The following is a 24,529-nucleotide window of genomic DNA, read 5'->3' as shown; positions in this document are numbered from 1 at the left end:
CACCAGCTCAAACCCAGACTTATCGAGGATGATGACAATGACCATTAACACGACGAAAATTGAGAGCATTTTGCAAAATTTTGTCACTGGCACCAGTGAGGTTCAGGGAGCAGCTCTGGTGTCTCCCGATGGGCTACCCTTGGCTTCAAGCTTACCCAATGAGATGGACGAAGAACGAGTTTCTGCAATGTCAGCAGCGATGCTGTCGTTGGGAGAGCGGATTGGATCAGAGTTGTCCAGAGGCTATCTTGATCGTATCTACGTGGAGGGCGATCGCGGCTATGGTATTTTGACCAATTGCGGCGAATATGCTGTATTACTCGTTTTAGCCAGCAAAGCGGCGAAACAAGGTGTACTTTTGTTGGAAATTAAACGGGTGATCCCAGAGCTCAAAGCAGCGCTTGATCCGATCCGGAAAATATCAGGAGCTTATGACACTCAATCACAGGTTGCCGAATAATTCATGACTACGACGGGAACTGCACTTGATCTCCTACCTCTATCATGGCTGTGACGAGGTGGGATGCTCTGTTCACCAACCGAAGAGTTTGTTCAGAATGCCGTGTAGACTTGAGTTTAAGCTCAAATCGGGGTAGAGATTCAATCCCAGAGCCATCAAGTCGGTGAGGTAAGCTAAAGCGCTGCTGGCAGACAACTCATTGAAACCGAAAGAATCCTAAGCATCGACACCCAATCTTGAATCAGTCAGTGTAAACTTATTCTGATTGCTCCCGTTGCCCTTTGACTGATGTTGCCAAGGTAAGGATAACACGATTACTATAGATTACTATAGATCATAAAGATATTTATGATTTATCTAAGAAAAGTAACAAAAAATTGATTATTCTTCAATTCGGCTTTCAGACCTAAGACAATAAGTCTAAAGGCTGCCTATTTTTTTGACAATTTTTTAGACAGTAGTGAACAAGTAATGGCAATTACAAGTTGTTTGTCGGAGTTTTCTCTCCCCGAACTATTTCAATTTCTGGATCAAGGCAGCAAAACTGGATTGCTGACCTTGCGATTTCACACAGACAATCAAGAGAAACGGGTACGCCATGTGCTATTACATCAAGGTCGCATTGTCGCGGTGACCAATCGTTTGGATCACCAGTGCTTGCTTGCCATGATTGTACAACGAGGTTGGATTAGCCCGGAAGTGCTGCGAGAGCAGGTGAACCGTTGTCCAGCAAATATTCCGATTGGTTTATATTTAAAGACTCAATCGTTTCTTTCGCCGGAACAACTCAGACTATTGTTCCATGCTCAAGTGCTAAGGCAAGTCTGTGGTTTGTTTAGGTTGAGGGAGGCTCGATTTAAATTTGATACTAAAGCGACTTTGCCCACCACGGAAATGACTGGCTTGAGCCTCAGCGCCACCGAAGCCACGCTGATGGGTTTACGAGTGTTAAGAGAGTGGGTATTATTAGCAGACAAACTGCCAGAACCAACCTCTGCCCTGTCTAGGGTGGTGATTGGTAAGCGTCATCTGCGCTTGGATTCGGTGGAAGGGCAAGTTTGGCAGCGCTCGAATGGCTCGATTTCTCTGAATACAATGGCAACTCAGCTCAAACAACCCATAGAAATAATTCAACAAACGGCATTCCGACTGATCAGCGTGGGTTTAGTCCAAGAAGTCCCAATGATGACGGCGTTGTCTCGTTCTAAAGCAATGGCAGAAGATGTACTAGAGCCTGTAGCTGCTGGAACAAATCACGGCGGTAAGGAGGATAATGTCTCTGGCGTTAGTCATTCCTTTATGCAAAACCTGCTGGGTTTCTTGAGGAGCAGCAAGTAACGGTGGAAATTATGCGTCTGGTTGTGACAGGTACTGTGGGTGCTGGCAAGTCCACCTTCATTCGCTCAGTTAGCGAGATTGCCGTAGTCGATACGGATCGAGTCTCAACCGATCAAACCACTGACATCAAGAAGAAAACAACTGTAGCGATGGATTTTGGACGCTTACAATTTGCCCCAGAAATGGCATTGCACCTCTATGGTACACCGGGACAAGCTCGCTTCGATTTTATGTGGGATATCTTGATTCGCAAAGCCCATGCTTATATCATTCTAGTTGATGCTCACCGACCCAGCGATTTTCGCTTAGCTCGTAAGCTGCTAGCGTTTATGAAACAGAGGGTAGATATTCCAATGCTAATTGGCTTGACCCACAGGGATTGTGAAGGCGCTTGGTCTGAAGAAAATGTCGCGATCGCTCTAGGTTTTGTGGATGAAAAAACTCGTCCGCCTTTCGTCACATTAAATGCGAATGAAAAAGATTCTGTTATTGATACTCTAATTGTATTAATTGAACATTATTTAAACTGTGCTGTCAAAACAAAAACATAGTATTTTTTTAGGTTCAAGAGTTTTACTAAAAATCTTTTACAGTACAGATAAAAACTAAATAATCCAATCAAATGGGAAAGAGCACTCTGTTCTAGATACAAGCATCCCAATGCCAGAAGAAACAGAAGGCAAATCCCATTTTTGTAAATCATGATTGATCCTGTGAGCCTCTGGGAGAATGTCATCGCATCCTCCATAGGTTATAAATCGCAAAAATTCAGACTATTGGCTAATGTGAATAATTGTTAACTTGTGATAAGATTAAAAAAATATTAAATTTTGCTAGTTTTTCTAACATTCAACCAGTCATGCCTGATTGAAGTCTGTGATTGTGTTCTTTAAAGTTTGATTCTAAAACTATCTAAAACAATGGCGATTACAGGTTACTTATCTGATTTGTCCCTTCCCGAAGTTTTTCATTTAATTGAACAAGGAAAAAAAACTGGGTTACTCACATTACGCGCCGCCTTAGCCAGCCCAGCAATTCCTTATTATATATGGGTCTACCAAGGTCGTATTGTTGCGGCGGCTAATCGCTTGGATAGTCAAGGTTTAGTTGCACTGATTAAGCAATACAAGTGGGTTAGCGATCGCGTGGTAGCCAAGTTAATCCAATGGTGCTGTCCAACTGGAAAACCCCTGGGATTGTGCCTCAAAAATCACGGAGTTTTGCAAACTGAACATCTCAAACAGTTATTCCAAGTTCAGGTTTTACAGCAAATTGGTATCATGTTTCAACTCAAAGATGCTCAATTTACATTTGAGCAGAATGTACTCTTACCTGGACGAGAAATGACGGGGTTAAGTATACCCGCCACCGAAGCCACATTAATGGGATTGCGGGTTCTGCGACACTGGCATACCTTAGCCGATAAATTACCTGATCCCAATAGCGGTTTAATCAGTACAAAGACAAGTCAACTCCATTACCGACTCGATCCGATCGAATGGCAGATTTGGGAGTATACAAAAGGGACGGTTTCTCTCAAAATGATCGCCAGGGAACTACGACTACCGATAGAAAAAGTTCAGCAAATTGCTTTTGCCCTGATCACAGTAGGTTTAGCCGAAGAAGTACCGTTATTAGTAGGAAATCTACCCACTCAATCCGTTGAACCCTTACCCGCACAATTGACGGAAGAATCCGAAATCCAAACACTCAGTCAATCTTTCGTACAAAATTTTATGAGTTTTTTGCGTAACAATAAAGCCAAACCAATATCAGTTGGAACTTAAGTTGTAACCTGCGATTCGCTCAAGGGAACATGGTTTTGTGTAGGAACTCACTTTCACTACTATCGTTTTGGTTTCACCTAGATGCGACTAAACCCGCTCTGAACGAGTTTTGAGTGACTATGCCGTTGCCACTTGGATCATTTCCTCTGGAGTCAAATCAGAATGAATAACTTCACCATCCCGAAACCAAACAATACGTTTAGTCAAACGAGCGACATCCGGTTCGTGAGTTACCATCACCACTGTAATTCCCTCCCCATGGAGTTGACTGAATAAACTAATAACTTCAGCCGTTGTATGAGAATCCAGTGCCCCTGTTGGTTCATCTGCCAAAAGTAATACAGGTTGATTCACGATCGCGCGGGCAATGGCTACCCGTTGCTGTTGTCCGCCAGACAGTTGATTGGGCTTATTCAACTGGCGGTTTTCCAATCCCACCCGCTTTAAAGCACTCATAGCGCGATCGCGGCGTTCTTGGGGGGAAATGCCAGCATACACCATAGGCAACATCACATTTTCCAAGGCGGTAAGTTGAGGTAGGAGGTGAAACTGCTGAAACACAAAGCCAATCTTGACATTGCGAATCCCAGCTAATTGATCATTATCCAGATGAGAAACATCCACACCATCAAGGTAATAGCGTCCAGACGTGGGTTGGTCAAGACAGCCGATAATATTCATGGCGGTTGATTTGCCCGAACCCGACGCCCCCATAATTGAGCAGTATTCACCTTTGTCTATGGTTAGATTCACTTGGCTGAGGGCTCTGACTTCTGTGTTACCCGTACCATAAACCTTAGAGATATTTTCTAGACGAATAATGATGGGTGGCTCAACTGACGTTGACTGAAGGGATGATGGAAAATTGATAGAGTCGTGCATAAAGTCCTACGGTTAATAAATAAGACAAGTGGAGTCAGGGGGACAAGGAAGAGAAAAATAATAAGTTGGTTTGTAGGGGCGGGTTTTACCGCTATCGGATGCCGGAAACCCAGATATTGATAAACCCGCCCTGCCCCAATCTGTCATTGATCAGACAATTACGGAATAACAAAAGCCTAAATAGTATTTTTCCTTTATAATCGTGATATTTCATCAAAGCTATAGATAGACCGGGTAAATTCAATGCTAAAAAAATTTAGAGGTGGATTTTTAATGGGAATTGGCTATATGCTCTCACCATTATCTTGGTGGAATGATTTATTTTTTAATATGCCCATTGCCTACCTTTTTGCCTATCTGTTCAGTTGGATTTTTCCTGATTTGTTCTTACCGCTCACCGCTGTTGGTTACTGGCTCTCAAACATTCTAGGAATCTTAATGATGCAACTGGGGGCAACAGATATGTTTTTTGAGCAAACGCGACGGAATTCTAAAAAAGATTTACTTATTGGTTTTGGCACGTCAACGGTTTACACCTTAGTTGTATTGGCACTGATGTATTTCCATGTTCTCGAATTTCCAGTGTTTTTAGTAAACTAGTAGAACTTCTAAGCACTTCTCAACGCCACAATTGGGTCAAGTTTCGCTGCTTGTCTGGCGGGAACAACGCCAAAGAATAAGCCAATTCCTCCAGACACGCTGACAGCCACGAGAATAGCCATGGGGGAAATGCCGGCTTTTAATGGCGTTACAGCACCGACAAGCAAAACGCCGCTCACACCAATTGCCGTTCCAATTATCCCCCCGGCGGCAGAGAGAATGATTGCCTCAATCATAAACTGAATTAGAATATCCTGTTCTCTAGCACCCACGGCTTTCCGCAGTCCAATTTCCTGGGTTCGTTCCCTAACTGACACCAGCATAATGTTCATCACGCCGATACCGCCAACAACTAAGGAAATAGCTGCGATCGCGGCGAGCATGATCGTTAATGCACCTGTCACCGTATTGACGATTTGTAAGATATCTTCCTGAGTTTGAACGCCAAAATCATCTTCACCCACAATTTTATGACGTCGCCGCAGTAAGTTTTCAATTTGAAACTGAGCCGCACTAATACTATTTCTATCCCTAGCAGAAATAGCAATCCAGCTAACTTCGACGCCGTAAGGAGATGTGCGTCCCCGCAATCGATTCGCCATCGTACTCAGAGGGATAAACACCGCATCATCCTGGTTATTTCCCAAAAAAGTACCTTTGGATTCCATCACCCCAATTACTTCAAAGCTAACATCTTTAATCCGTACCGATTGACCAATCGGATCTTGGTAGCCAAATATTTTTTCGACGATTTCAGAACCCAGAACGGCAACTTGGTTATTGCGTTTAATGTCAATATCGGTAAAAAACCGTCCTCTGGCAACATTAAAGCTACGAACAGATAGAAATTCTGGGGTCGTTCCTGTCACCAACGAATTGCTATTGCGATTGCGGTATGTGATTAAATATCTCAGATTAATTTGCGGGGCAACTTCCGCAACGGCTGGGACTTGAGTCGCGATCGCCTTAGCGTCTTCCAAAACCAATGTTTTGGGAAAATCAACCGTTGTCTGTTGCGCTTCACGAGAGCCAGGAATGACAAACAGGACATTGGGTCCGAGAGCTTCAAACTGTTCAGAAGCTAGCTTTTGCGCTCCTTGTCCAATCCCCACCATCGCGATCACGGAGGCATTCCCAATAATGATGCCCAACATAGTTAAGCTACTGCGTAGCTTGTTTGCCATCAAGGTGGTGGATGCCATTTTGATGCTTTCTACAATATCCATTGGTCATTTGTCATTGGTCATTATAGGATTATCGTGGTTGTAGGGGCGAGTCGCTGCACATAATAGGCGGTGTAAGAATTAACCTATATCGACTCGCCCCTGTCTAAATGCAGTGTCAGATAATTACCGATACCCTGCGGGGGGCGACCCGGTAAAATTAAGGGTTAGGTAATGTTGATTGGGTATGGCGGGTCGCCCCTACAATGTTTACCTAGAGAGGGTTTTTCGGAAGACCAACAGATCAAAGAGGTAACAAAGACGGATTGGTAATTAGCGATCTTGGTCACCCTTAAACTTCTCCACATTTCCCCTACTCTTCTTCGTCAGAATTATAGTTTTCAGGTAAATCAATAAACACCCTTTCTCCTTCTCTCAATCCACGGATAATCTGAGTTTTAGCCTCAATCGTGGCTCCAACTGTGACAGGTTTAAACTTAGGCTGATCTTCAAAATCAGGCACCATAACTCCATATTCGCCCTCTTGAGTCACAACCGCCACTGTAGGAACAACCAGAGCATTGCTAATAGGTTCCCCTAAAAATGTCAAGTCAACATTCATACCTGAACGCAATGTCTCTTGCGCTTCGGGTGCCAGGGCAACTCGCACTTGAAAAGACGTAACATCATTCTCTTCAACAGCTTCTGGGGCAACCAGTCTCACCTGACCTCGGAAAACCTGATCCGGAAACGCATCTGATTCCACTTGTACCGGCTGTTTTTCTTGAATTTGTCCAATATCAACTTCGGGAACCGCAGCCAAAACTTCCAGTTGTTGGGTGGCTAATGCCACGATTGATGTGGATGTAGCTGAAGCCGTACTCGATGCGGAGGTTGTCGGCGTGACAAATGCGCCAACCGTGGCATATTTCTGAGTGATAATTCCCGGAAAAGGCGCACGAATAATCGTGTCTTGTAGTTGGATGTAGGCAGCTTGGGCTTGGGCTTTCGCCGCTTCTACTGCAGCTTCGACTTGGGCAATTTCTTCTGGGCGAGTTCCCTTGAGCAGTTGCTGCACAGCGAAACCAGCTTCGTTGACCGCCGCTTTGAGCTGCACAATCTCTGGGCTAGCTTCATCCTCAGTGTTTTTAGTATTGCGGACTTGGGCTAAGCGTTGTTTGGCTTCCTCAAGCTGGGCTTTAGCGGTGCGGGCTTCAGTTAATGCCTCATCGAACCGATCTTGGGATACCACCCCCTCATCCACCAAGTACTTATACCGTTGGACTCGTACTGTGGCTAAATCTAAGCGAGAACTGGCAGTTTGGGCTTGAGCAACGGCTTGGTCAATTTCTCTAGGATTACCGACGAGAGCTTCAGCCAAACGAGCTTGTGCTTGCTGAAATCGCTGGTTGGCTTGGGCAATTTCTTCAGGACGAGGACCAGCTTTGGCTTCAGCGAGACGGGCTTGTGCCTGCTGTAGGTCAGCTCTAGCTCCTAAAAACCGAGCTTTAACATCGTCTTGCTCCATTACCGCAACCACATCTCCCGCGTCAACCTGATCCCCTTGTTCGACTTCCAGCTTGACCAAACGACCCGACGTTTTCGGACTGAGGTTGACTGTTTGAATCGGTTGTACCGTGCCATTTGCTTTGATTTTCACCGCTAAATCCTGCACATCCACTGGCACAGTCAGTTCATCAAGGTTAATTTTGGCTGGTTTTGCCGCAATCACCCAATATCCAGCACCGCCCGCGACAAGAAGGCTGGCTGTGATGATTCCCATTATCCAAGGGAGAGGATTATTGACTTTACCCATAGTCTGTGTCAGGTTTCCCCATCAATCTGCTACAGCAGAGTTTTTGCTTTTAAGGAGTGAACACTTATTTTCCTCGCAAGGCGCAAAAACAAACAATCAATCATCTGTTTCCGTTGCACCGATTTGGCTATCTCAGTTGGTGCTACGTCAACGACGCCCGTCTAAGCCGTTCAAGTTCCTTTATTTCCATACTAACCGTACTGACCCCACCCTTGAGTACATTCAGCTATCGCTGTTTGACTGGTAGGGAATCACCGTCCTTGCAGGGCGGTGGGGATGTCAAATTTACGACTTAAAATAGATGTGGTAGAATCTAAGCTTTCAAGCGGAAAGATTATCAATTTAAGCTTGCCCATAAACTCTGCGCTATGGCGGATACTATCTTTGTTGAAGACATTGATTGGCGTATTATGGTCAAGGGCTTTTTAGGGAAGCATACGATTGACGCCCGGTTTGGGCAGTTTCGCTCTATCCTCAAGTGGGTTGGCAAGAAACAAGGGGTATTTGTGGGAGAAGTAGACCATCGGGGAACTTCTCAGACTTGCCCGAATTGCCGAATCACGGTCAGCAAAGAACTCTCAGACCGAATCCATGACTGTCGTGAGTGCCATTATGAAGTAGATCGTGATGTGGCGGCTGCCCAAGAAATCTGTAATCGTGGAATAGAAACGTATCCAGGGACTCTGGAGAAGCAAGAAATTGGCTCTCAAGTCGAGGTGTCGGGGGTTATGTGCCTAGATAACTGGCGTAGGGGAGCAATGCCCAATCGTGAGGTTGGGAAGCCGACGATGAATCAAAGATTACATCGTCGGAGGATGTCACCGTAGCTGAAGATTCCTTATTGTGGTTTGAGACTCCGCCGTGTTCAAACGTATTCTGTTATTGCCCATTTTTGTTCTGCTGGCTTGGTTGAGCAAACCTGCTCCTGTATCCGCCCAAGCCCTACTGCCCTATACTCTACAGCTCGATGCTGAGGAATTAGAGCAGCAAGGCTTGAATCTAGCGCAGGATGCCGTTCAGCTTACCCGTTTTCAGCAATACGATCTAGCATTGTCTAGAGCTAAATTAGCAACTCAGCTTGCCCCCAATAGTTTTGAAACTTGGTTTATTTTGGGAACCTTGTATGTACAAAACCAGCAATTGGATGAGGGAATTGAGGCGCTTTCTAAGGCTCAATCCTTGAAACCCGAAGAGGCTGGTGTTCTCTTCTCCTTGGGAAATACCTATTTTCAGAAAGGGGACTATCGGACAGCTGTCTCCAAATTAGAAGCTGGTTTGAAGCTAGAATCTGATGTTCCCGAAGCATTGTTTGATTTAGGCAACGCCTACTATATGCTGGATCAGTATCCAATGGCGATCGCGGCATACCAAAAAGCCGCTGCTCAGGGAACCAGCGATACGTGGCCCGTGTGGCCCGCAATCAATAATATTGGGTTGGTTAAGTATGAGCAGGGAGATGTGGCTGGCGCGATTGAGAAATGGCAAGCTGCGATCGCGATTGATCCAGAAGCCGCTGAACCTAAGCTGGCTGTAGCGGTAGCACTTTATACCCAAGGGAAACAAGACAGAGGACTTGCCCTAGGGGAAACTGCCATCCGGTCAGATGAGCGTTATGCTGATTTAGAGTTCCTCAAGGAAAATCTTTGGGGTGAACGTCTGCTCTCTGATACTCAAAAATTCTTGGCAAACCCCAGAATCCAGGCAACCATTGCCCCTAGTGGCAATGTTCCTGTACAAGTGGAAGTTATTCCTTAAATCAAAATTTGAGTGAATAACTTCCCGCGAAACTTCAGACGCTTCTATGAGCATTCCCAGACGCGATGCAAGAAGCGTCTCTACATTCCTCCCCCATCTAAGGTATGGTATCAGGGGATGTATAAACAAAACCGATAGCAAGCTTTCTGAAGTTTTTCATCCTCTATATTTTGCCGAAACGGTTGTGGTATTTAGCAAGACTCTAGTGGTTCGGCAATGTCAGCACCCAGTTACAAAGGATTAATCGTCCTCTACCAAGAAGGGTCCCCGCTTCGTGAGAATTTTGGAAAAAACGCGAAGATTAATGGAATCGTCTTCTACAATCAGAACGGTTTTCATAGGCATTGCATCAAGAACATTATCTTTTCCCCAAAAGTGCGATGTGATCATCAGTCTGATAGGGACTGGGCAATACAGACCAAGTTCTCTATCCCGGCTTCCCCTACCCCCCCTGTTCCCGGTAGCTCTGATCGACTAGGATTGAAAACGACTCGGTATTAGGGGATGGTATCAACGGGAACCGATAGCAAGGGTTGTGACATCTCTTACACCGAATCAAAGATTACGGTGTAAGCTTCCAAGACAATCCGGCTATTGCTTAGGAGACTCTTGGCTTTATTAACGACACGGGATGCCCCACCGCGCCGGAACAATACAAAGTTTTGTTCACCCAATGTAGCTGCATAAATTTTACCCGTCCACAGATGCAACTACGAGTAGCTTGTTTCTGAACCCAACCCCATATTCGGTGGTTGTCTTGGTTCGGTGTACAGGCAGCGGTTAGCTGTGATTGATTAACCTGTACAATGATATAGTAGCATCTTGAAATCAGATTGACAACTATGCACCAAGTGACAACACGAGTATCAGACAGGGAATATGAACACCTAGCTAGATTTTGCAAAGCAACAGAGAGAACCCAGTCAGATGTTACCGTGAACTGATCTGAAAGTTGTCAATCTCCGGGGTATTGAACCCCATCGATTGACCGCCTATCCATCCCAACGCCAACCTGATTACAGGTATGGTGTGGGGCTTCCGGCAAAAAAGCTAAACTTTCTCATCCTCTGTATTTTGCCGAAACTGTTGTGGTACAGTACATACGTACTTTAGTAAGACTCCAGTTTTTCGGCAATGTCAGCACCCAGTTCCAGAGGATTGATGTCCCGATCCGAAGATTGGTTATTGGAGGCGTCGCTCTCACTCAGGTTTGACTAATCATCTTTAGGCAGAAGTGCCAGGATTTGATCGACAAACTGTTGATGATCCACAACAGGTTTAGAGATATAACCATCAGCACCACTTTGCTTAAGAAAGTTTTCGCGATCGCCTTCCATAGCATGAGCCGTGACTAATATAATGGGCAGATTGCTGGTTTGAGCATCAGCTTTGAGCATCTGGGTAATCTTGATGCCGTCCACTGGCTTACCCTGGTAAACACTGTGAGCCAGGGAAACATCCATCAAGATAATATCTGCATCTCCCGCGTGGGCAATTTTCATGACCTCCTCTACATCTTCGGTTCCCTTGACATTCAAGCCACCCCGCTTCGTGAGAATTTTAGAAAAAACGCGAAGATTAATGGGATCGTCTTCTACAATCAGAACGGTTTTCATGGGCGTTGCATCAAGAAAGTCGTCTTTTCAACAAAAGTGCGGTTTAATCATCAGTCTGACAGGGACTGGGCAATGTTGCCACCAAAAAAATCAAATTTTCATCTCGTTGTGGTTAGAAATTAGGAAACAGAACTCATGGCAAAACAGTTGAATCTGCTGGCGACTGGTCAAGTTATTCCCACGCCCCTCCATGCAGAGATGCAACAGTCATATCTTGAATATGCCATGAGTGTCATCGTTGGGCGTGCCCTGCCAGACGTTTGCGACGGTCTAAAGCCCGTGCATCGGCGTATCTTGTATGCCATGTACGAATTGGGTTTAACACCCGATAGACCCTACCGCAAGTGCGCTCGCGTAGTGGGTGATGTTTTGGGGAAATATCATCCCCACGGGGATCAAGCTGTATACGATGCTATGGTGCGCTTGGTCCAAGACTTTTCCACTCGCTATCCACTATTGGGGGGTCATGGCAATTTTGGGTCGGTGGATAACGACCCACCGGCTGCCATGCGTTACACAGAGACGCGGCTGTCTCCCATTAGTCATGAAGCCCTCCTATCAGAAATTGGCGAGGCAACCGTTGATTTTATCGATAATTTCGACGGCTCTCAACAAGAGCCAGTGGTTTTACCCGCTCAACTACCCATTTTACTGCTCAATGGTTGCTCTGGCATCGCGGTTGGCATGGCAACCAATATTCCTCCTCATAATCTGGGCGAGATTGTGGATGGGCTAATCGCTTTGATTGATCGCCCGGATCTGGCGGATGAGAAATTGTGGAAATTAATTCCAGGACCGGATTTTCCCACGGGGGGTGAAATTATCGATACGTCGGGAATTCGGGATGCCTATAGCAGTGGGCGGGGCATTATTCCAGTGCGGGGAATCGCTAAAGTGGAAGAGATTCAAGTGGGTCGCACTCGCCGTCATCGCCGCACGGCGCTCATTGTCACCGAATTACCCTACCAAGTAAATAAGGCGGCTTGGATTGAAAAAATTGCCGATCTGGTCAACCATGGACGCTTAGAGGGAATTGCCGATTTGCGCGATGAAAGCGATCGCCGGGGGATGCGGGTGGTTGTGGAACTCAAACGGGACGCTCATCCTCGGGATGTTCTCAAACACCTCTATAAACAAACTCCCCTACAAAGTAACTTTGGCGCAATTATGCTGGCATTGGTCAATGGACAGCCCCGCCAGCTACCCCTACGGCAATGTCTGGAAGAATTTTTAAGGTTCCGTGAACAAACCCTGACCCGGCAATATACTTATGAACTTGACCAGAAACAACAACGGCGTCATCTGGTGGAAGGGTTATTGATCTGCTTGAAACAACTCAATCGCGTTATTGAAATCCTCACCCATGCGGCTGATGGCACAACCGCCAAAACTCGTTTTCAAGAGCAGTTAAACCTGAGTGAGAGTCAAGCTGATGCCATCCTCGCCATGCCGATGCGCCGCCTCACGGGGTTAGAACGGCAAAAACTTCAGACTGAATTTGAGGAACTCACCACCCGAATTGAAACCCTCCAGGGATTACTCAGTAGCCGAAATGAATTACTCAAAGCCCTGAAAAAAGAGTTGCGATCGCTCAAACGCAAATACGCTGATCCACGTCGCACCAAGATCCGATCGCCGAAATCTCTCAAAGAACCAAAACAGCCAAAATCGGAAAAACAGACCAGTAAGGGAAGCAAAACGTCAGAAAACCCTAAAACCTCTACCTCGAAATCCCCATCGCCGAGTCCTAGCGACACGGAAGCCGAACAAACGGTTCTGGAGTTTACCTATCAAGGACATGTACAGCGACTGCGTTCGGCACCTGATCCCAAATCCCAACCCTCGATAAAAGATGGGAACGATTTTGTGGTTCAGACGCAGCAAACCACCACCCAGTCAGAATTTGCCACCCTAACCAGTGGGGGGAAAGCCTACCCCTTGAAAGTGCAAGATATCCCGCCAGCCGCCGGACGCAAGCAAGGCATCCCCTTGACTCGTCTTCTCCCCGATGCGGCTCAATCCGAAACTGTTATTGCCCATTTTCGACCCCTAGAACTCACCGAATCTCTCAGCCTGATTTTGCTCACGCAACAGGGGCGAGTTAAGCGTCTTCCCGCTACAGAGTTACTTAACCTAACGGCACGGGGTTTAACGCTGATCAAACTCAAAGAGGAGGATTCTCTTGCCTATGTCAGCCTTGCTCGACCCAATGATGATCTGATTATTGCCACCAGTAGTGGGCGCTTATTACGCTTTGAAATTAACGACGAAAATTTGCCGATTATGGGGCGTACAGCCCAAGGAAATCAAGGGTTGCGACTGCGGCGTCGGGAGCAATTAGTTGGATGTGTGGCGATCGCTCCCAACGAGAATCTTTTACTGGTATCTGAGCAAGGCTATGGCAAACGCCTAGGACTCAATGTAGTCAGGCGCATCAAACGCGGGGATCTCGGCACTCAAGCCCTTCAGTTTAAAACATCGACGGATCGGTTGATCGGATTAGTCAACGCCTCTCAAACAGAGACGGCTGTTTTGCTAACCAGTGATAATCAAGTCATGAATGTATCTTTAAAATCTGTAAAGTTGTCCGGCAAAGATGGGTGTGGCGATCGCTTGGTTAAACTCAAGTCCGACGAAACAATTATCACCGTGACAGAAATCCTCCCGTGAAAGTCCACTGCTTCTTCTGTGTCTCAAGGGTTAACAACAGAAAACTTTTCGATCGGCTAGATATAGTTCTATAGTAGGGGGTAAATAGCTGTCAGCACCAGTATAGAAAATTCAACTTAAGTTGTAGAGTGGTAGTCCAACCATGACCGATCCAAAACGACCTCCGATTGCGCCACCCCCCCCACCCCGCGTTCCTCCAGCCCCACCGCCACCGCCAAGGGGGGCAGTTCCCCGGCAAGCTCCCCCAGGTGCGACGCAAGCGATGCCCTCTCAAACGATGCCGATGCCGCCCAAAGCGGGTCAATCTGCATCAGCTCCTACCGCCGTTAAAACAGCACCCAGTTCTCGTCAAGCTTCACCCGGCGCTAAACCCCGGACACCACCACCGAGTGCGGGACTTGCTCCCGGACAGCCAACATTAGCCCAGCTTATCCGCGAGGCTTATGACAAGGGATTTTCTGACGTTCACGTTGGTGTGGGTGAAGTCCCTCGGATGCGAAACCGAGGGGAAATGGAACATACAGACTATCCTGTAACTGATCAAGCGACGTTTATGAGTTGGTTGCGAGAAATCCTCACGGATGAAGAAATTCGCCGCTTCCAAAACGAACTGGAGTTTGATGGTGCAGCACAGTATGACTTTGCCCGGGTGCGGATTAATATCTTCGACTCCCTGACTGGACCTGCAATAGTCATGCGCTTGATTCCACTCAAGATTTTGACGATGGAGCAGTTGCGACTCCCTCCAATTCTCAGGGATGTCTGTCATTACCACAAGGGTCTGATTTTGGTCACCGGTCCAACTGGTTCAGGTAAGTCAACGACGCTAGCGGCAATGATTGACTATATGAACAAGGAGATGCCGAAGCATATCATTACGATTGAAGACCCGATTGAATTTGTTCACAAAAGCCAAAAAGCCCTAATTAAACAGCGGGAAGTCGGCGCTCATACCCTCCAATTTGACAACGCTTTAAAAGCCTCCTTGCGGGAAGATCCGGATGTGATTCTGGTGGGGGAAATGCGGGATAGAGGTACCGTTAACACAGCGCTGAAAGCCGCTCAGACGGGTCACTTGGTTATGGGAACGCTGCACACGAACAGTGCGGTGAAGACCATTGAACGGATTCTCAATCTTTATAATCCAGAAGAACAACACGCCATCCGTATCGCTTTTGCTGAATCAATGGTGGCAATCATTGCCCAAGGGTTATGTCGCACCACTGATGGTAAACGTGCCGCCTTCCACGACATTCTGATTAATACAGAAGCGATTCGGGATTATATCCGCAAGGGTGAATATGAGGAAGTTCACGAACTGATGGCGGCTAATGAATTTGACGGTATGATGACGATGAATAAGTCATTGTTTAACCTTTATCAGGAAGGGCGTATCACCGAAGAAACTGCCCTAGAAATGTCGCCGACTCAAAACGAAATGGCGATGATGTTACGGGGTCGTGTTTAATTATCATTTGCCATTTATCATTGGGCATTTGTTATATGTCAGGACAAGGCAGGGGAAAGCAACTCTCATCTTATCCGCTGCCTTTACCTGCCCATAATTTAAAATCAAAAATCAACAATGAACGAGATTCAACGCTCGTTTTCTCAGTTATTTAAGGGTATTGCCCTGTTTACACCAGGGGGAGATTTAATTTATGGCATTGATCCGAGTAAACAAGAGCATTGGCATTTGCATCTGTGTGCGAGTTTGCAAGAAATGCTCGGATTACCGGAACCGCCCCATTTTTTAGTGCCGGGATATACTGGCACAATTGATCGCTGGCTCGATCCTTATACCCAACAGATGCGAACGTCAGCAGAACTTTATCCGCCCATCCAGCATCATCAGGCATTGCTGAATGCTGTGTTTGGTGTCAGGAACGTGGTGTGGCAAGTTGCGCCTTGGCGGGAAGAGTGCTGTGATCCAATAGTTTTGGAGACATATCGCGATCGCTTTCCCCAACTGTGGCAGGATCATGATTTGATTATCCGTTGCGATCGCCCGGAGCAATGTACACAACAGTTGTCTGATGCTAATTCTAGGCATGATCACGATTCAAGCCTGATCAAATCTCCTCAGAGTTATGCTTGGTCTATACCAGAACGTTGGACGATTCAACAAACGTCGTGGCAAGAATCCTCCCACCCACCGTCTACAGGGATTGATCCTCTCTTATCCTCTAAATCAGATAGGGAATCGAATCCTAGTGAATCTCAATCTACACCCTTAACTACCCCTAGTTATGTCTTGCGCTTATTTGTATCTGGACACAGTGGATCAACTGAACATATCCTGAAAAAACTACATCAGTTAATCGAGCAATCCCTACAACATCCTTACACTCTAAAAGTGATTGATGTATTTAAACATCCTGAACAAGCGGAAGCCAATCAAATTTCAGCGACTCCCACACTGCTGAGAGTTTGGCCCCCCCCTGTCCGACGTATTGTTGGAGATTTGAATAACTTGGAAAGTATTTTACCTATATAAGCGATGGTGAAAGCCCTCGCGATTCATCCGAGGGATGAAACCGAGCGATACGTCTAGTTTAGCAACTTTAGTTGCGAGTGTTAGCCTTTGTGTGATATAATTATACCATAAGCTCAGCGTGGTAAAATGATTGTCTACGAAGGTAAGTTAAAAGGTAAAGAGTATCAGTATAGAAGGCTTGATGAAGCCATTCGTACTGGTCTGTTTATCCGTAACGCTTGCCTCCGATATTGGGAAGATGGTCATGGAAGGTGTCGCAATGATTTATCCAAGTATTGTACAATTCTTGGTAAAAGTAAAGAGTTTCCTTGGGCGGGAAAATTAAACTCTCAAGCTCGACAAGCAATGTCAGAGCGTGCCTACGCGGCTATTTCAAGATTCTTTGACAACTGCAAAAAGCAAGTCAAAGGAAAGAAAGGATACCCTAAGTACAAAAAGAATCGCCCTAATCATGGTTCCGTAGAGTATAAAACATCAGGCTGGAAACTATCAGAGAATCGTGACTCAATCACGTTCACTGATGGGTTTAAGGCTGGACAGTTTAAACTCTATGGGACTCGCGACTTAAACTACTACCAACTTGACCGGATTAAAAGAGTTAGGGTAGTGCGTCGCGCTGATGGATACTATGCTCAATTCTGTATTGACCATGACAGGACTGAAGATAGGACTCCGACAGGACACAACGTAGGGTTAGACGTTGGCTTAAACCATTTTTATACTGACTCAGATGGTCAAACAGTTGATAATCCAAGATTTCTGAGAAAATCAGAGAAACAACTTAAGCGTCTCCAGAAGCGAGTATCTAAGAAGTTTAAGAAAGGTCATCCACAATCTAACAACTACAAAAAGGCTAAACAAAAGTTAGCTAAGAAACACTTGAAAGTAAGTAGGCAGCGTAAAGACTTTGCAGTAAAGACTGCATTGTGCGTAGTCAGGTCTAACGACTTGGTAGCTTATGAGGACTTGCAAGTGCGAAATATGGTCAAAAATCATCACCTAGCTAAATCAATTAGTGATGCGGCTTGGTCTGAGTTTAGACGCACTCTTGAATATTTTGGCAAAGTATTTGGTGTAGCAACGGTTGCTGTTAAACCTCACTACACCTCCCAAAATTGCTCCAATTGCGGTTGTGTTGTGAACAAATCACTATCAACTCGAACACATAAATGTAAATGCGGATGTGTTTTAGACCGTGATTGGAACGCAGCAATTAACATACTCAAGGAAGCACTTCGTACCGTAGGGCATACGGGAACATTCCAGGAATACTGGATAAACGCTTCGGGACAACTCGCCCTCTTCTGTATTGATGAAAGTCAATACTTTAAGGTGATTGGATGAACGAAGAATCCCCCGCGCTTTTAGCCGGGGGAGTGTCAAGTGTACTTATTGCTCCAGAAGCTAAACTATAAAAACTGAATTTTGTGTGAGAGAAACATAGTTAAGCTAATTCACAATACGTTCTTGGTTTTTATTTTTATTGATTAAACTGAAGTTGACCCAGATTTAAGATTAGCCACTTGAGGAGTGCGTCCCTTTAAACCTGTCATTAATTGCAGAGCGTAACATTTAACGGGATACAGATGACGCAACATCCATAATCCCAGGCGACGTAGGGTAACGATAGGCAACCAGTTATTAGAAAACATTCGATCTAAGAAATCAGTAAAGCCTAAAATGACTAGATTTTCACTTTTGCGCCACTGTTCGTAGCGCTTGAGGATCTGTTCGTCTCCGATATCTTCACCCTGTTGATGGGCTTCCTGTATGACTTGGGCAAGGGCTGCGGCATCTCGGATGCCCATATTTAGCCCTTGTCCACCCACAGGATGGCAACAATGGGCGGCGTCGCCAATGAGGGCGAGGCGGTGCTGGGTGTAGCGATCGCTTTGCATTAACTGTACGGGAAATAGGATGCGATCGCTATCTAATTCTAAATGCCCCAAAAGTCCGCCTGTGCGGTATTCTAGGAGTTCTAGGAATTTTTTTTCATCTAAGTCTTTTAACTGTTGTGCTTCGACGTGAGGTGCTGTCCATACCACCTGACAGCGATTTTCAGCCAGAGGGAGTACACCCATCGGACCACTCTCCCAAAAACGTTCAAAGGCGGTATCATTATGGGATTTCTCGGTTTTAATGCGGGCGGTGACGCAGGATTGCCAATATTTCCAACCTTTTGTGCGGATTCCGGCGGCTGTACGAATACGCGATCGCGAACCATCAGCGGCGACAACTAAGCGCGATCGCAACTGCTGAGATATTCCATCCACGTTTACCGTAACCTCTACCCCAGAGGCTTGATACTTGACATTAACCACTTCCGCCGGAGACAACCAGCTTACATTCGGACAATCTGCCAAAAACTCATACAGCGAGGTAAGCAGGGGACGATGTTCGCCCACATACCCCAAATCCTGGGTACCTAAATCGGTGGGGTGAAATTGCACAAATTTGGGATAATCGCCATCACAGAGGCGAATTTGCCGATAGGTGGCAATTTGCGGCTGAATTTTCTGCCAAACCCCAATTCCTTGGAAAATGCGCCCAGAAAGCAGCGAGAGGGCGTAAGCTTGCCGTCTGGCTACGGCGACTGACTTAGGTTTTGCCTCAATCAATCCAATCCGCAACCCGGAATTTTTCAACACACAGGCGAAGGTTGCGCCGACAATACCGCCGCCGACGATGACCAGATCGTAGTCAAAGGTTTGATTGTATGCCTGTTCTTGCGCCATTTTTAGAGAATGTATCGAAATGATAAGCATTTTTACTTTTCTTCATTTTGACGCGGATAGCTGAAGAGGGCAAGGACTTGTCACGTCTGTAAACCAATCTTACTTTTGGTCGGGATCTGGAAAACCTCTCTCCTGAAGAGAGAGAAGGCTTTGAATTCTCCCCCTTCCGTGCAAAAAAAGCGCGGTACAAGGTGCGAATTATTGGTTCACGCCTCGGCGTGAACCAATAATCGAGATTTTGACGTTCACAATTTAATCAATTTCCAGCACTAAGCAGGTAAAATAGAATGATTCTGAAGCAGAATTACTGCGATCGTTGAGGCACTCGGCAATGTCTTCTCACGAACACCTCTGGAAAAAAGGCTTCATTAAGCCCAATTCGACACCTGTGCAGAATCCATTCAAGATACAGAGGCGTCATGTCAAAGCATTACCACCGCCATTATCACAAAAGGAAAAACTACAACTCAAACAACAAGCCGAGCAAATCTCCCAGTTAGGTTATAACTCCCAGAAAATTCCGATTAAAGCACCTGCTCCCACAGTAGCCGCGAATCCGATTCAGTCAAAACCTGGTGAGATCACGAACCAGAAACCCACTACTGATGCTGTAGAGATTCAGGCGGATGTGTCAGACGTTCAAGACGAGACGAAAAAGCCAGAGGATCTTGCTTTTGGCGAAGCCTCAGATGCTTCCGCAGCAGATAGTAGTATCCAGCGTCAGGAAATACCCGATAGTGAAGCCGAGGCAATACCTGAATCTGATACAGATAGCATTGATAACCCAGAAGAAGAAGCCGACATTCAAGCGAAAGCCGAACAACCTTCTCGTAATTTTCTAGAACTCCCTGTTAATGCTCCGGGTACATCGCCATCCTCTATACAAAGACAGGTAAACTTCAGAGGATTAGGCAATTCGATTCAACAGCAGCCCGTTGAAAACGAGGAAAAGGTTGAGCCAGAAGTTGAACAAGAGGCGCAGGAATCGGATGAAACCATCCAACGTCAGATACCAGAGGCTGAAGAAGACGAGATATCATCGAGTGAGTCTCAAACGGTTCAACGCCAATCCGAACCCTCAGATACACCCGCTCAACAAACTGAAAAATCAGAAGAGTATCATAATTTTCTCGAAATTCCGGTCAACGTTCCAGGTACACCGTCATCCTCGATCCCCAGACAGGTTAATTTTGGCAGGTTGTCGAATCAGGTTATCCAACCAATAAAACCCACCCCTAACCCCGGATTAAATCGACTCAATACTTTTAAATCCCAGCGAATTGAGTCACCGACTAAGCCAGTTAATCCTGTATTGAATCAGTCACCAGCTCAAAAGGTTCAACGTCAGGACAATACCGAGGATGAAGAACACATCCAAAACCAGCCGCTCCAAGAATCAGGGGAAGAAACTGTTCAGACAAAAACACAGTCACAACCTTCTGACGCCACGGCTACATCGTCTTTCAAACAATCCATTCAACGGAAGAGCGGTAGTGGACAATCCCCACAACAGGAGAATGAGTCGGAGCAAGATCAGCAAGAACTTGATACTCTAAAACCTAAGAGTTTATCGGATAAGAGTCCCGAATTTTCATCAGATAAACAACAACTATCATTACAACAAGGACAAGTAAAACCCGAATCGCTAGAGGCAAAAAAGCTGGAAGATAATCCGCTGCAATTGACCTCGATCAAAGAACAGCAAATACCCCAAACTCAGGTAGATTCAGAAGCTGCCAAGGAAAACCAGCCACCTGAAACAAAGACAAAGGAACAGCCTCAACAAAAAGTAGAAACTCCAGTAGAAAGCCAAGCTGAAACTGGGACAGGTGGAAGTATGGGTAATGCCCCAACACCGCCAACCGCGATGACTCCCCAAAGTCAAGACGCTGGTTTGGGTGGAGGTACAGGGGGAAAAGGAGCGGCATCAGCCCCCCAAGAAGCTGTTACGATTACGGCGGAAGATCCCGCTCAGATTATCGAACAGCTAAAAAATACGCCACCGACTCAAGCTGTTGCCGCTTACGCTCAAGCCGAAGCCGCTTCAGTTCCAGCACTAGAAAAACAAAAACAAAACGTACAGGAAACGATACCAGAAATTCCAGCACCGACTGGATTACCTGCTCAAGGAACAGAAGCTACTCAAACAGCAGAGAAAGCCGCAACAAAAGCCGCTCAATCAAAAGGAGAGCCGAAGGTTGAAGTGAAAGCTGAAGGTTCAGCTCAACCCGAAGCTAAATATGATACCCAAGTACCAGAAGCTCCACCTGCTCCACCACCTGCACCAACCCAACTCGCTGGTGGTAATGTTCAAGAAGAAGGACAGAATGATGAAGCCCTGAGCCGCAGAGCTCAACAAGCTTTGTCTAGTGTCCAGATGAACACCAGTCAAATTACCACCAGTGCTGGAGAACGTCCCAATGTGGATTTAAATGGGGAAGCGAATCCAGCTCAAATCCAGTCCACTCAGACACAATCGAATCAAGAGGTACAAATCGCGAAAGCCCAAGCCGTTGCTGACACGAATCAAGACTTTGGTGAGAATAGCATTTTTCCCAAAGCCAGTAATGAAACCCTCAAAGTAAACAAAGAACTTTCTGCAATTGCACCGCCGACAATTCAAGGACTTGAAGCCCCGGCTTTGCCAGGAGAAGCCACAGGTGGACTAAATCAATCCCTGACACCTTTTCTGAGAGAAAAAATTGGTACTGAACAGGAGAAATATCAGGCAGGTAAAGACAAGTTTGATACGGATACAGCCCAAGCTAGAGCAGATGCTGACCAGGAAATTGCTGGTTTAGATGAACAAACGAAACAGAAACAAATAGCCGAACAGGAACAAGCAAAGGCAGAAATCACTCAAGCCAGACAGGAGTGGCGAACAGAACTCGATACCGTTGATCAGGACTATCAGGAAAAAGCCAGTCAAGCCAGTCAGGAAAAGCGAGATAAAATTGACACCGAAAAGCTCAAGGGAGAGGAGAAAGCTGCCCAACATTTAGAAGATGCCGAGAAGGAAGCTGAACAAGAAAAACAGAAAGCTGACAAAGACGCTAATAAGAAGAAAGAAGAAGGCGAAAAAGAATCAGGCGGTTTCTGGGGTTGGGTTAAATCCAAAGCCAAAGCCTTTATCGATGGCATTAAACAAGCCGTTAATTTTATCTATGATAACCTTCGCAAAGCAGTTAAGGCAATTTTTGATGCCGCCAAAAAACTAGCGACAGCAGCTATTGATTTAGCGCGTCAGGCAATTGTGGGGTTAATCAAAGGCTTCGGTGAGATTCTTAAAGGGTTAGTTAAAGTTGCCTTTGCTGCATTTCCAGAGATAGCTAAGAAAATCAATGCCAAGATTGACCAAGCAGTTAAAAAAGCAGAGAAAGCGGTTAATGCGGCGGCTGACTTATTAAAGAAAGGAATTTCTGCGGTTCTCGATTTCCTTGCCAATACCTTAGACTCTCTGTTGGGTCTCATCCAAGATATTTACAACGGCGCTCTCACCGTTATTGGCATGATTATTAACGGCGAGTTTGCTGAACTATTTAAACGCATTGGCAACCTGGTGGAAGCGGCTAAGACAGCACCAGCCCAATTTGAAACGGCGGCTTTAGAGGAACTGTTGGGCGGAAATCTTGACCAACCGCTCTCACCCCAAGAATTATCCCAAGCCGCCGCCATGGGTATTAGTTTATCCAACCAACAAGGAGAAAGTACGGCGCAAGGGGGTGAAGCATCGGAGTTACCGAGTCCCCCTTGGACGACTCAAAATGTTGGCGTTGATGGCGTAGAAAACAATATGGAACTCTCCCCTGAGTTAGTTACCCAGTTAATGGAACAAACCAATGGTGATGGGGAAGTCATGCTGGGTGAATCTAATGATGAGAGTCGCTCACTGGAAGCGATTATGGGCGAAGCTACTGGACAAAAGCAGGAGGGAGGAGAACCAGCCCCAGAGACTATTCCCGATGATGGACTTGCTCCGAAACAGCGAGCAGAAATCAAGTGGGAGATGATGAAGCAAGGGATTAGTCAGTGGTGGTCAGATAATTGGCCCATCGTTTTGGGTGCAGGAGTGTTAGGGGTGGCGGGATTCATTGCGGCAAATATCGTTACAGGTGGAGCCATCACTGCTGCTTTACCAACCATCATGGCTGTCGTTGCTCCCTTATTTGCTGGAGTAACCATTGCTCAAATTGGGGGTCATATCCGCGACTATCTGGCTAAGGGTTGGGAAGGAGAAATTCAACCCGGAGGTAAGAGTTTAGCCAAAGGTTTAGCCGCAGGAGCGATTGAATTAGTGTCCTGGTTGACCTTCAAAGTTGGTGGAGCAGCCCTTAAGGGTGCGAAGGCGGCGGCTAAAGGTGCGAAGGCATTAGCTAAAGGAGGTATTCAAGTTGCCAAGAAGATCACGCAAGCAGTTATTAAGGGTGCGAAGTACCTGATTCAGAAAGGTAAAGTCCTGTTTAAGGGAATTGCTGGAAGTGGTATTGGTAAACAGTTTAAACGTCTCCAGGATTTAGGTCAGGGACTGTTGAAAAAGATGCGGTTTAAGGCTTTCCGTATTCGGGTTAAGAATCGAAGATTTAAACTTGAAGGATTGATTAATCCTTGGATAGTCTTAGCAACTGGTAACATTGTTGAGGTAGATGCTTCAGATATACCTTCAGGAACAGACCTCGGCGACGAAATCACAACTTCTGTTGGTAAAAAAGGTAAGTTTATTGGGGATGATGTACCGGATATTGTCCAAGGTCTTCCTGGAAGTAGTTTAACGAAAGGTAAAAACTTCAAACAGCATTTTATCAGACATAAAGATCTCTTGGAAAACGTACTGAATAAACAATATCCGAAGTACAAAACACACGCTGATGAATTTGTTAATGACTTAAGTGGAATGATAAGTTCTGGCAGGATGAAGTATACTGGGCTTAGCACGTTACAAAAAGGGGGTGATTACTTAATGGTTTATCGAGGTGAAGGACTTACTGCTGTTTTTAAGCGTAATGGCGAGTGGGTGACTTTATTGGAAACAGGAAAAGGTATGGACTTACAGCTAGATTCCTTTATGATAGCCACACCTTAAAAGAAGGCTATCAATTTCAATTATAGAATTTCAGAATGAACGGCGAACTCAGAATGAACGACGAATGTAGTTCATTCCAAAAACAGAAATACTATGGCTGTTCATAATTGTAACTGTTGAAGTGAGTTGG

Annotated in this window: 17 protein-coding genes and 2 pseudogenes; 13 read left to right on the top strand and 6 right to left on the bottom strand. The window is 45.9% G+C overall.

The window, feature by feature from the left end; genetic code table 11:
- Positions 1-37: 37 nt before the first annotated feature.
- From RID09_RS15780 to RID09_RS15765, 4 genes are all read left to right on the top strand, one after another.
- Positions 38-460, top strand: a complete 423-nt coding sequence (locus RID09_RS15780; RefSeq protein WP_446336873.1) for a roadblock/LC7 domain-containing protein — start codon at positions 38-40, stop codon at positions 458-460.
- 471 nt (positions 461-931) lie between these two features.
- On the top strand, positions 932-1,798 hold the full coding sequence (locus tag RID09_RS15775) for a DUF4388 domain-containing protein (RefSeq protein ID WP_446336872.1): 867 nt from the start codon (positions 932-934) through the stop codon (positions 1,796-1,798).
- 11 nt (positions 1,799-1,809) lie between these two features.
- The gene (locus RID09_RS15770; protein ID WP_446336906.1) at positions 1,810-2,349 is read left to right on the top strand and encodes a GTP-binding protein; all 540 of its coding nucleotides are present in this window, start codon (positions 1,810-1,812) and stop codon (positions 2,347-2,349) included.
- A 369-nt stretch (positions 2,350-2,718) separates the two neighbouring features.
- The gene (locus RID09_RS15765) at positions 2,719-3,585 is read left to right on the top strand and encodes a DUF4388 domain-containing protein (protein ID WP_446336871.1); all 867 of its coding nucleotides are present in this window, start codon (positions 2,719-2,721) and stop codon (positions 3,583-3,585) included.
- Between the two features lie 117 nt (positions 3,586-3,702).
- On the opposite strand, the gene RID09_RS15760 is transcribed toward RID09_RS15765, so the two are convergent.
- The gene (locus tag RID09_RS15760; protein ID WP_446336870.1) at positions 3,703-4,467 is read right to left on the bottom strand and encodes an ABC transporter ATP-binding protein; all 765 of its coding nucleotides are present in this window, start codon (positions 4,465-4,467) and stop codon (positions 3,703-3,705) included.
- A gap of 243 nt (positions 4,468-4,710) precedes the next feature.
- Between RID09_RS15760 and RID09_RS15755 the strand changes: the two genes are divergently transcribed.
- Complete coding sequence (locus RID09_RS15755; RefSeq protein ID WP_446336869.1) at positions 4,711-5,067, top strand: hypothetical protein; 357 nt, start codon at positions 4,711-4,713, stop codon at positions 5,065-5,067.
- A gap of 8 nt (positions 5,068-5,075) precedes the next feature.
- Here RID09_RS15755 and RID09_RS15750 read toward each other — a convergent pair whose 3' ends face one another.
- The gene (locus RID09_RS15750) at positions 5,076-6,293 is read right to left on the bottom strand and encodes an ABC transporter permease (RefSeq protein WP_446336868.1); all 1,218 of its coding nucleotides are present in this window, start codon (positions 6,291-6,293) and stop codon (positions 5,076-5,078) included.
- A gap of 310 nt (positions 6,294-6,603) precedes the next feature.
- Entirely contained in the window at positions 6,604-8,013 is a 1,410-nt protein-coding gene (locus tag RID09_RS15745) for an efflux RND transporter periplasmic adaptor subunit (protein ID WP_446336867.1), read from the bottom strand.
- On the opposite strand from RID09_RS15745, the gene RID09_RS15740 reads away from it, so the two are divergent.
- The 3 genes and pseudogenes from RID09_RS15740 (at position 8,003) to RID09_RS15730 (ending at position 9,801) form a co-directional block, all read left to right on the top strand.
- Entirely contained in the window at positions 8,003-8,293 is a 291-nt protein-coding gene (locus tag RID09_RS15740; protein ID WP_446336866.1) for a hypothetical protein, read from the top strand. The two genes, RID09_RS15745 and RID09_RS15740, sit on opposite strands and share 11 nt — an antisense overlap.
- A 70-nt stretch (positions 8,294-8,363) precedes the next feature.
- Positions 8,364-8,873: pseudogene (locus RID09_RS15735) on the top strand (RNA-guided endonuclease InsQ/TnpB family protein); the annotation flags it as partial.
- A gap of 34 nt (positions 8,874-8,907) precedes the next feature.
- The gene (locus RID09_RS15730) at positions 8,908-9,801 is read left to right on the top strand and encodes a tetratricopeptide repeat protein (protein ID WP_446336865.1); all 894 of its coding nucleotides are present in this window, start codon (positions 8,908-8,910) and stop codon (positions 9,799-9,801) included.
- Between the two features lie 249 nt (positions 9,802-10,050).
- Here the strand turns inward: RID09_RS15730 and RID09_RS15725 are convergent.
- A pseudogene (locus RID09_RS15725) lies at positions 10,051-10,140 on the bottom strand (response regulator); the annotation flags it as partial.
- A gap of 875 nt (positions 10,141-11,015) precedes the next feature.
- A complete protein-coding gene (locus tag RID09_RS15720; protein WP_446336864.1) occupies positions 11,016-11,417 on the bottom strand; it encodes a response regulator in 402 nt (133 codons plus the stop codon).
- Positions 11,418-11,552: 135 nt separating this feature from the next.
- Between RID09_RS15720 and RID09_RS15715 the strand changes: the two genes are divergently transcribed.
- The 4 genes from RID09_RS15715 to RID09_RS15700 all read left to right on the top strand — a co-directional run bounded on the left by RID09_RS15715 (position 11,553) and on the right by RID09_RS15700 (position 17,928).
- Entirely contained in the window at positions 11,553-14,087 is a 2,535-nt protein-coding gene (locus tag RID09_RS15715) for a DNA gyrase/topoisomerase IV subunit A (protein ID WP_446336863.1), read from the top strand.
- Positions 14,088-14,229: 142 nt separating this feature from the next.
- Positions 14,230-15,555 carry a PilT/PilU family type 4a pilus ATPase gene (locus RID09_RS15710; protein WP_446336862.1) on the top strand — a complete coding sequence of 442 codons (1,326 nt, stop codon included), beginning with the start codon at positions 14,230-14,232 and terminating at the stop codon, positions 15,553-15,555.
- A 117-nt stretch (positions 15,556-15,672) separates the two neighbouring features.
- On the top strand, positions 15,673-16,584 hold the full coding sequence (locus RID09_RS15705; RefSeq protein WP_446336861.1) for a circadian clock KaiB family protein: 912 nt from the start codon (positions 15,673-15,675) through the stop codon (positions 16,582-16,584).
- Between the two features lie 126 nt (positions 16,585-16,710).
- Positions 16,711-17,928 carry an RNA-guided endonuclease InsQ/TnpB family protein gene (locus RID09_RS15700; RefSeq protein ID WP_446336860.1) on the top strand — a complete coding sequence of 406 codons (1,218 nt, stop codon included), beginning with the start codon at positions 16,711-16,713 and terminating at the stop codon, positions 17,926-17,928.
- Between the two features lie 143 nt (positions 17,929-18,071).
- Here the strand turns inward: RID09_RS15700 and RID09_RS15695 are convergent, their stop codons facing one another.
- Positions 18,072-19,349: an FAD-dependent hydroxylase gene (locus RID09_RS15695; protein ID WP_446336859.1), complete on the bottom strand. Its 1,278-nt coding sequence runs from the start codon at positions 19,347-19,349 to the stop codon at positions 18,072-18,074.
- A gap of 301 nt (positions 19,350-19,650) precedes the next feature.
- Between RID09_RS15695 and RID09_RS15690 the strand changes: the two genes are divergently transcribed.
- The gene (locus RID09_RS15690) at positions 19,651-24,399 is read left to right on the top strand and encodes a hypothetical protein (RefSeq protein WP_446336858.1); all 4,749 of its coding nucleotides are present in this window, start codon (positions 19,651-19,653) and stop codon (positions 24,397-24,399) included.
- The last annotated feature ends 130 nt before the right edge of the window (positions 24,400-24,529 follow it).

This window comes from Coleofasciculus sp. G1-WW12-02, from assembly GCF_040219735.1.
GTDB lineage: Bacteria > Cyanobacteriota > Cyanobacteriia > Cyanobacteriales > Coleofasciculaceae > Coleofasciculus.
This window is presented reverse-complemented; position numbering and strand designations above follow the sequence as displayed.

Excerpts from the sequence above, each read along its gene's own strand:
- RID09_RS15695 (WP_446336859.1), bottom strand. The coding sequence starts at position 19,349 with ATGCTTATCATTTCGATACATTCTCTAAAAATGGCGCAAGAACAGGCA.
- RID09_RS15770 (WP_446336906.1), top strand. The coding sequence starts at position 1,810 with ATGCGTCTGGTTGTGACAGGTACTGTGGGTGCTGGCAAGTCCACCTTC.
- RID09_RS15720 (WP_446336864.1), bottom strand. The coding sequence starts at position 11,417 with ATGAAAACCGTTCTGATTGTAGAAGACGATCCCATTAATCTTCGCGTT.
- RID09_RS15755 (WP_446336869.1), top strand. The coding sequence starts at position 4,711 with ATGCTAAAAAAATTTAGAGGTGGATTTTTAATGGGAATTGGCTATATG.
- RID09_RS15745 (WP_446336867.1), bottom strand. The coding sequence starts at position 8,013 with ATGGGAATCATCACAGCCAGCCTTCTTGTCGCGGGCGGTGCTGGATAT.
- RID09_RS15765 (WP_446336871.1), top strand. The coding sequence starts at position 2,719 with ATGGCGATTACAGGTTACTTATCTGATTTGTCCCTTCCCGAAGTTTTT.
- RID09_RS15750 (WP_446336868.1), bottom strand. The coding sequence starts at position 6,293 with ATGGATATTGTAGAAAGCATCAAAATGGCATCCACCACCTTGATGGCA.
- RID09_RS15715 (WP_446336863.1), top strand. The coding sequence starts at position 11,553 with ATGGCAAAACAGTTGAATCTGCTGGCGACTGGTCAAGTTATTCCCACG.
- RID09_RS15780 (WP_446336873.1), top strand. The coding sequence starts at position 38 with ATGACCATTAACACGACGAAAATTGAGAGCATTTTGCAAAATTTTGTC.
- RID09_RS15710 (WP_446336862.1), top strand. The coding sequence starts at position 14,230 with ATGACCGATCCAAAACGACCTCCGATTGCGCCACCCCCCCCACCCCGC.
- RID09_RS15700 (WP_446336860.1), top strand. The coding sequence starts at position 16,711 with ATGATTGTCTACGAAGGTAAGTTAAAAGGTAAAGAGTATCAGTATAGA.
- RID09_RS15690 (WP_446336858.1), top strand. The coding sequence starts at position 19,651 with ATGTCTTCTCACGAACACCTCTGGAAAAAAGGCTTCATTAAGCCCAAT.
- RID09_RS15740 (WP_446336866.1), top strand. The coding sequence starts at position 8,003 with ATGATTCCCATTATCCAAGGGAGAGGATTATTGACTTTACCCATAGTC.
- RID09_RS15760 (WP_446336870.1), bottom strand. The coding sequence starts at position 4,467 with ATGCACGACTCTATCAATTTTCCATCATCCCTTCAGTCAACGTCAGTT.
- RID09_RS15775 (WP_446336872.1), top strand. The coding sequence starts at position 932 with ATGGCAATTACAAGTTGTTTGTCGGAGTTTTCTCTCCCCGAACTATTT.
- RID09_RS15705 (WP_446336861.1), top strand. The coding sequence starts at position 15,673 with ATGAACGAGATTCAACGCTCGTTTTCTCAGTTATTTAAGGGTATTGCC.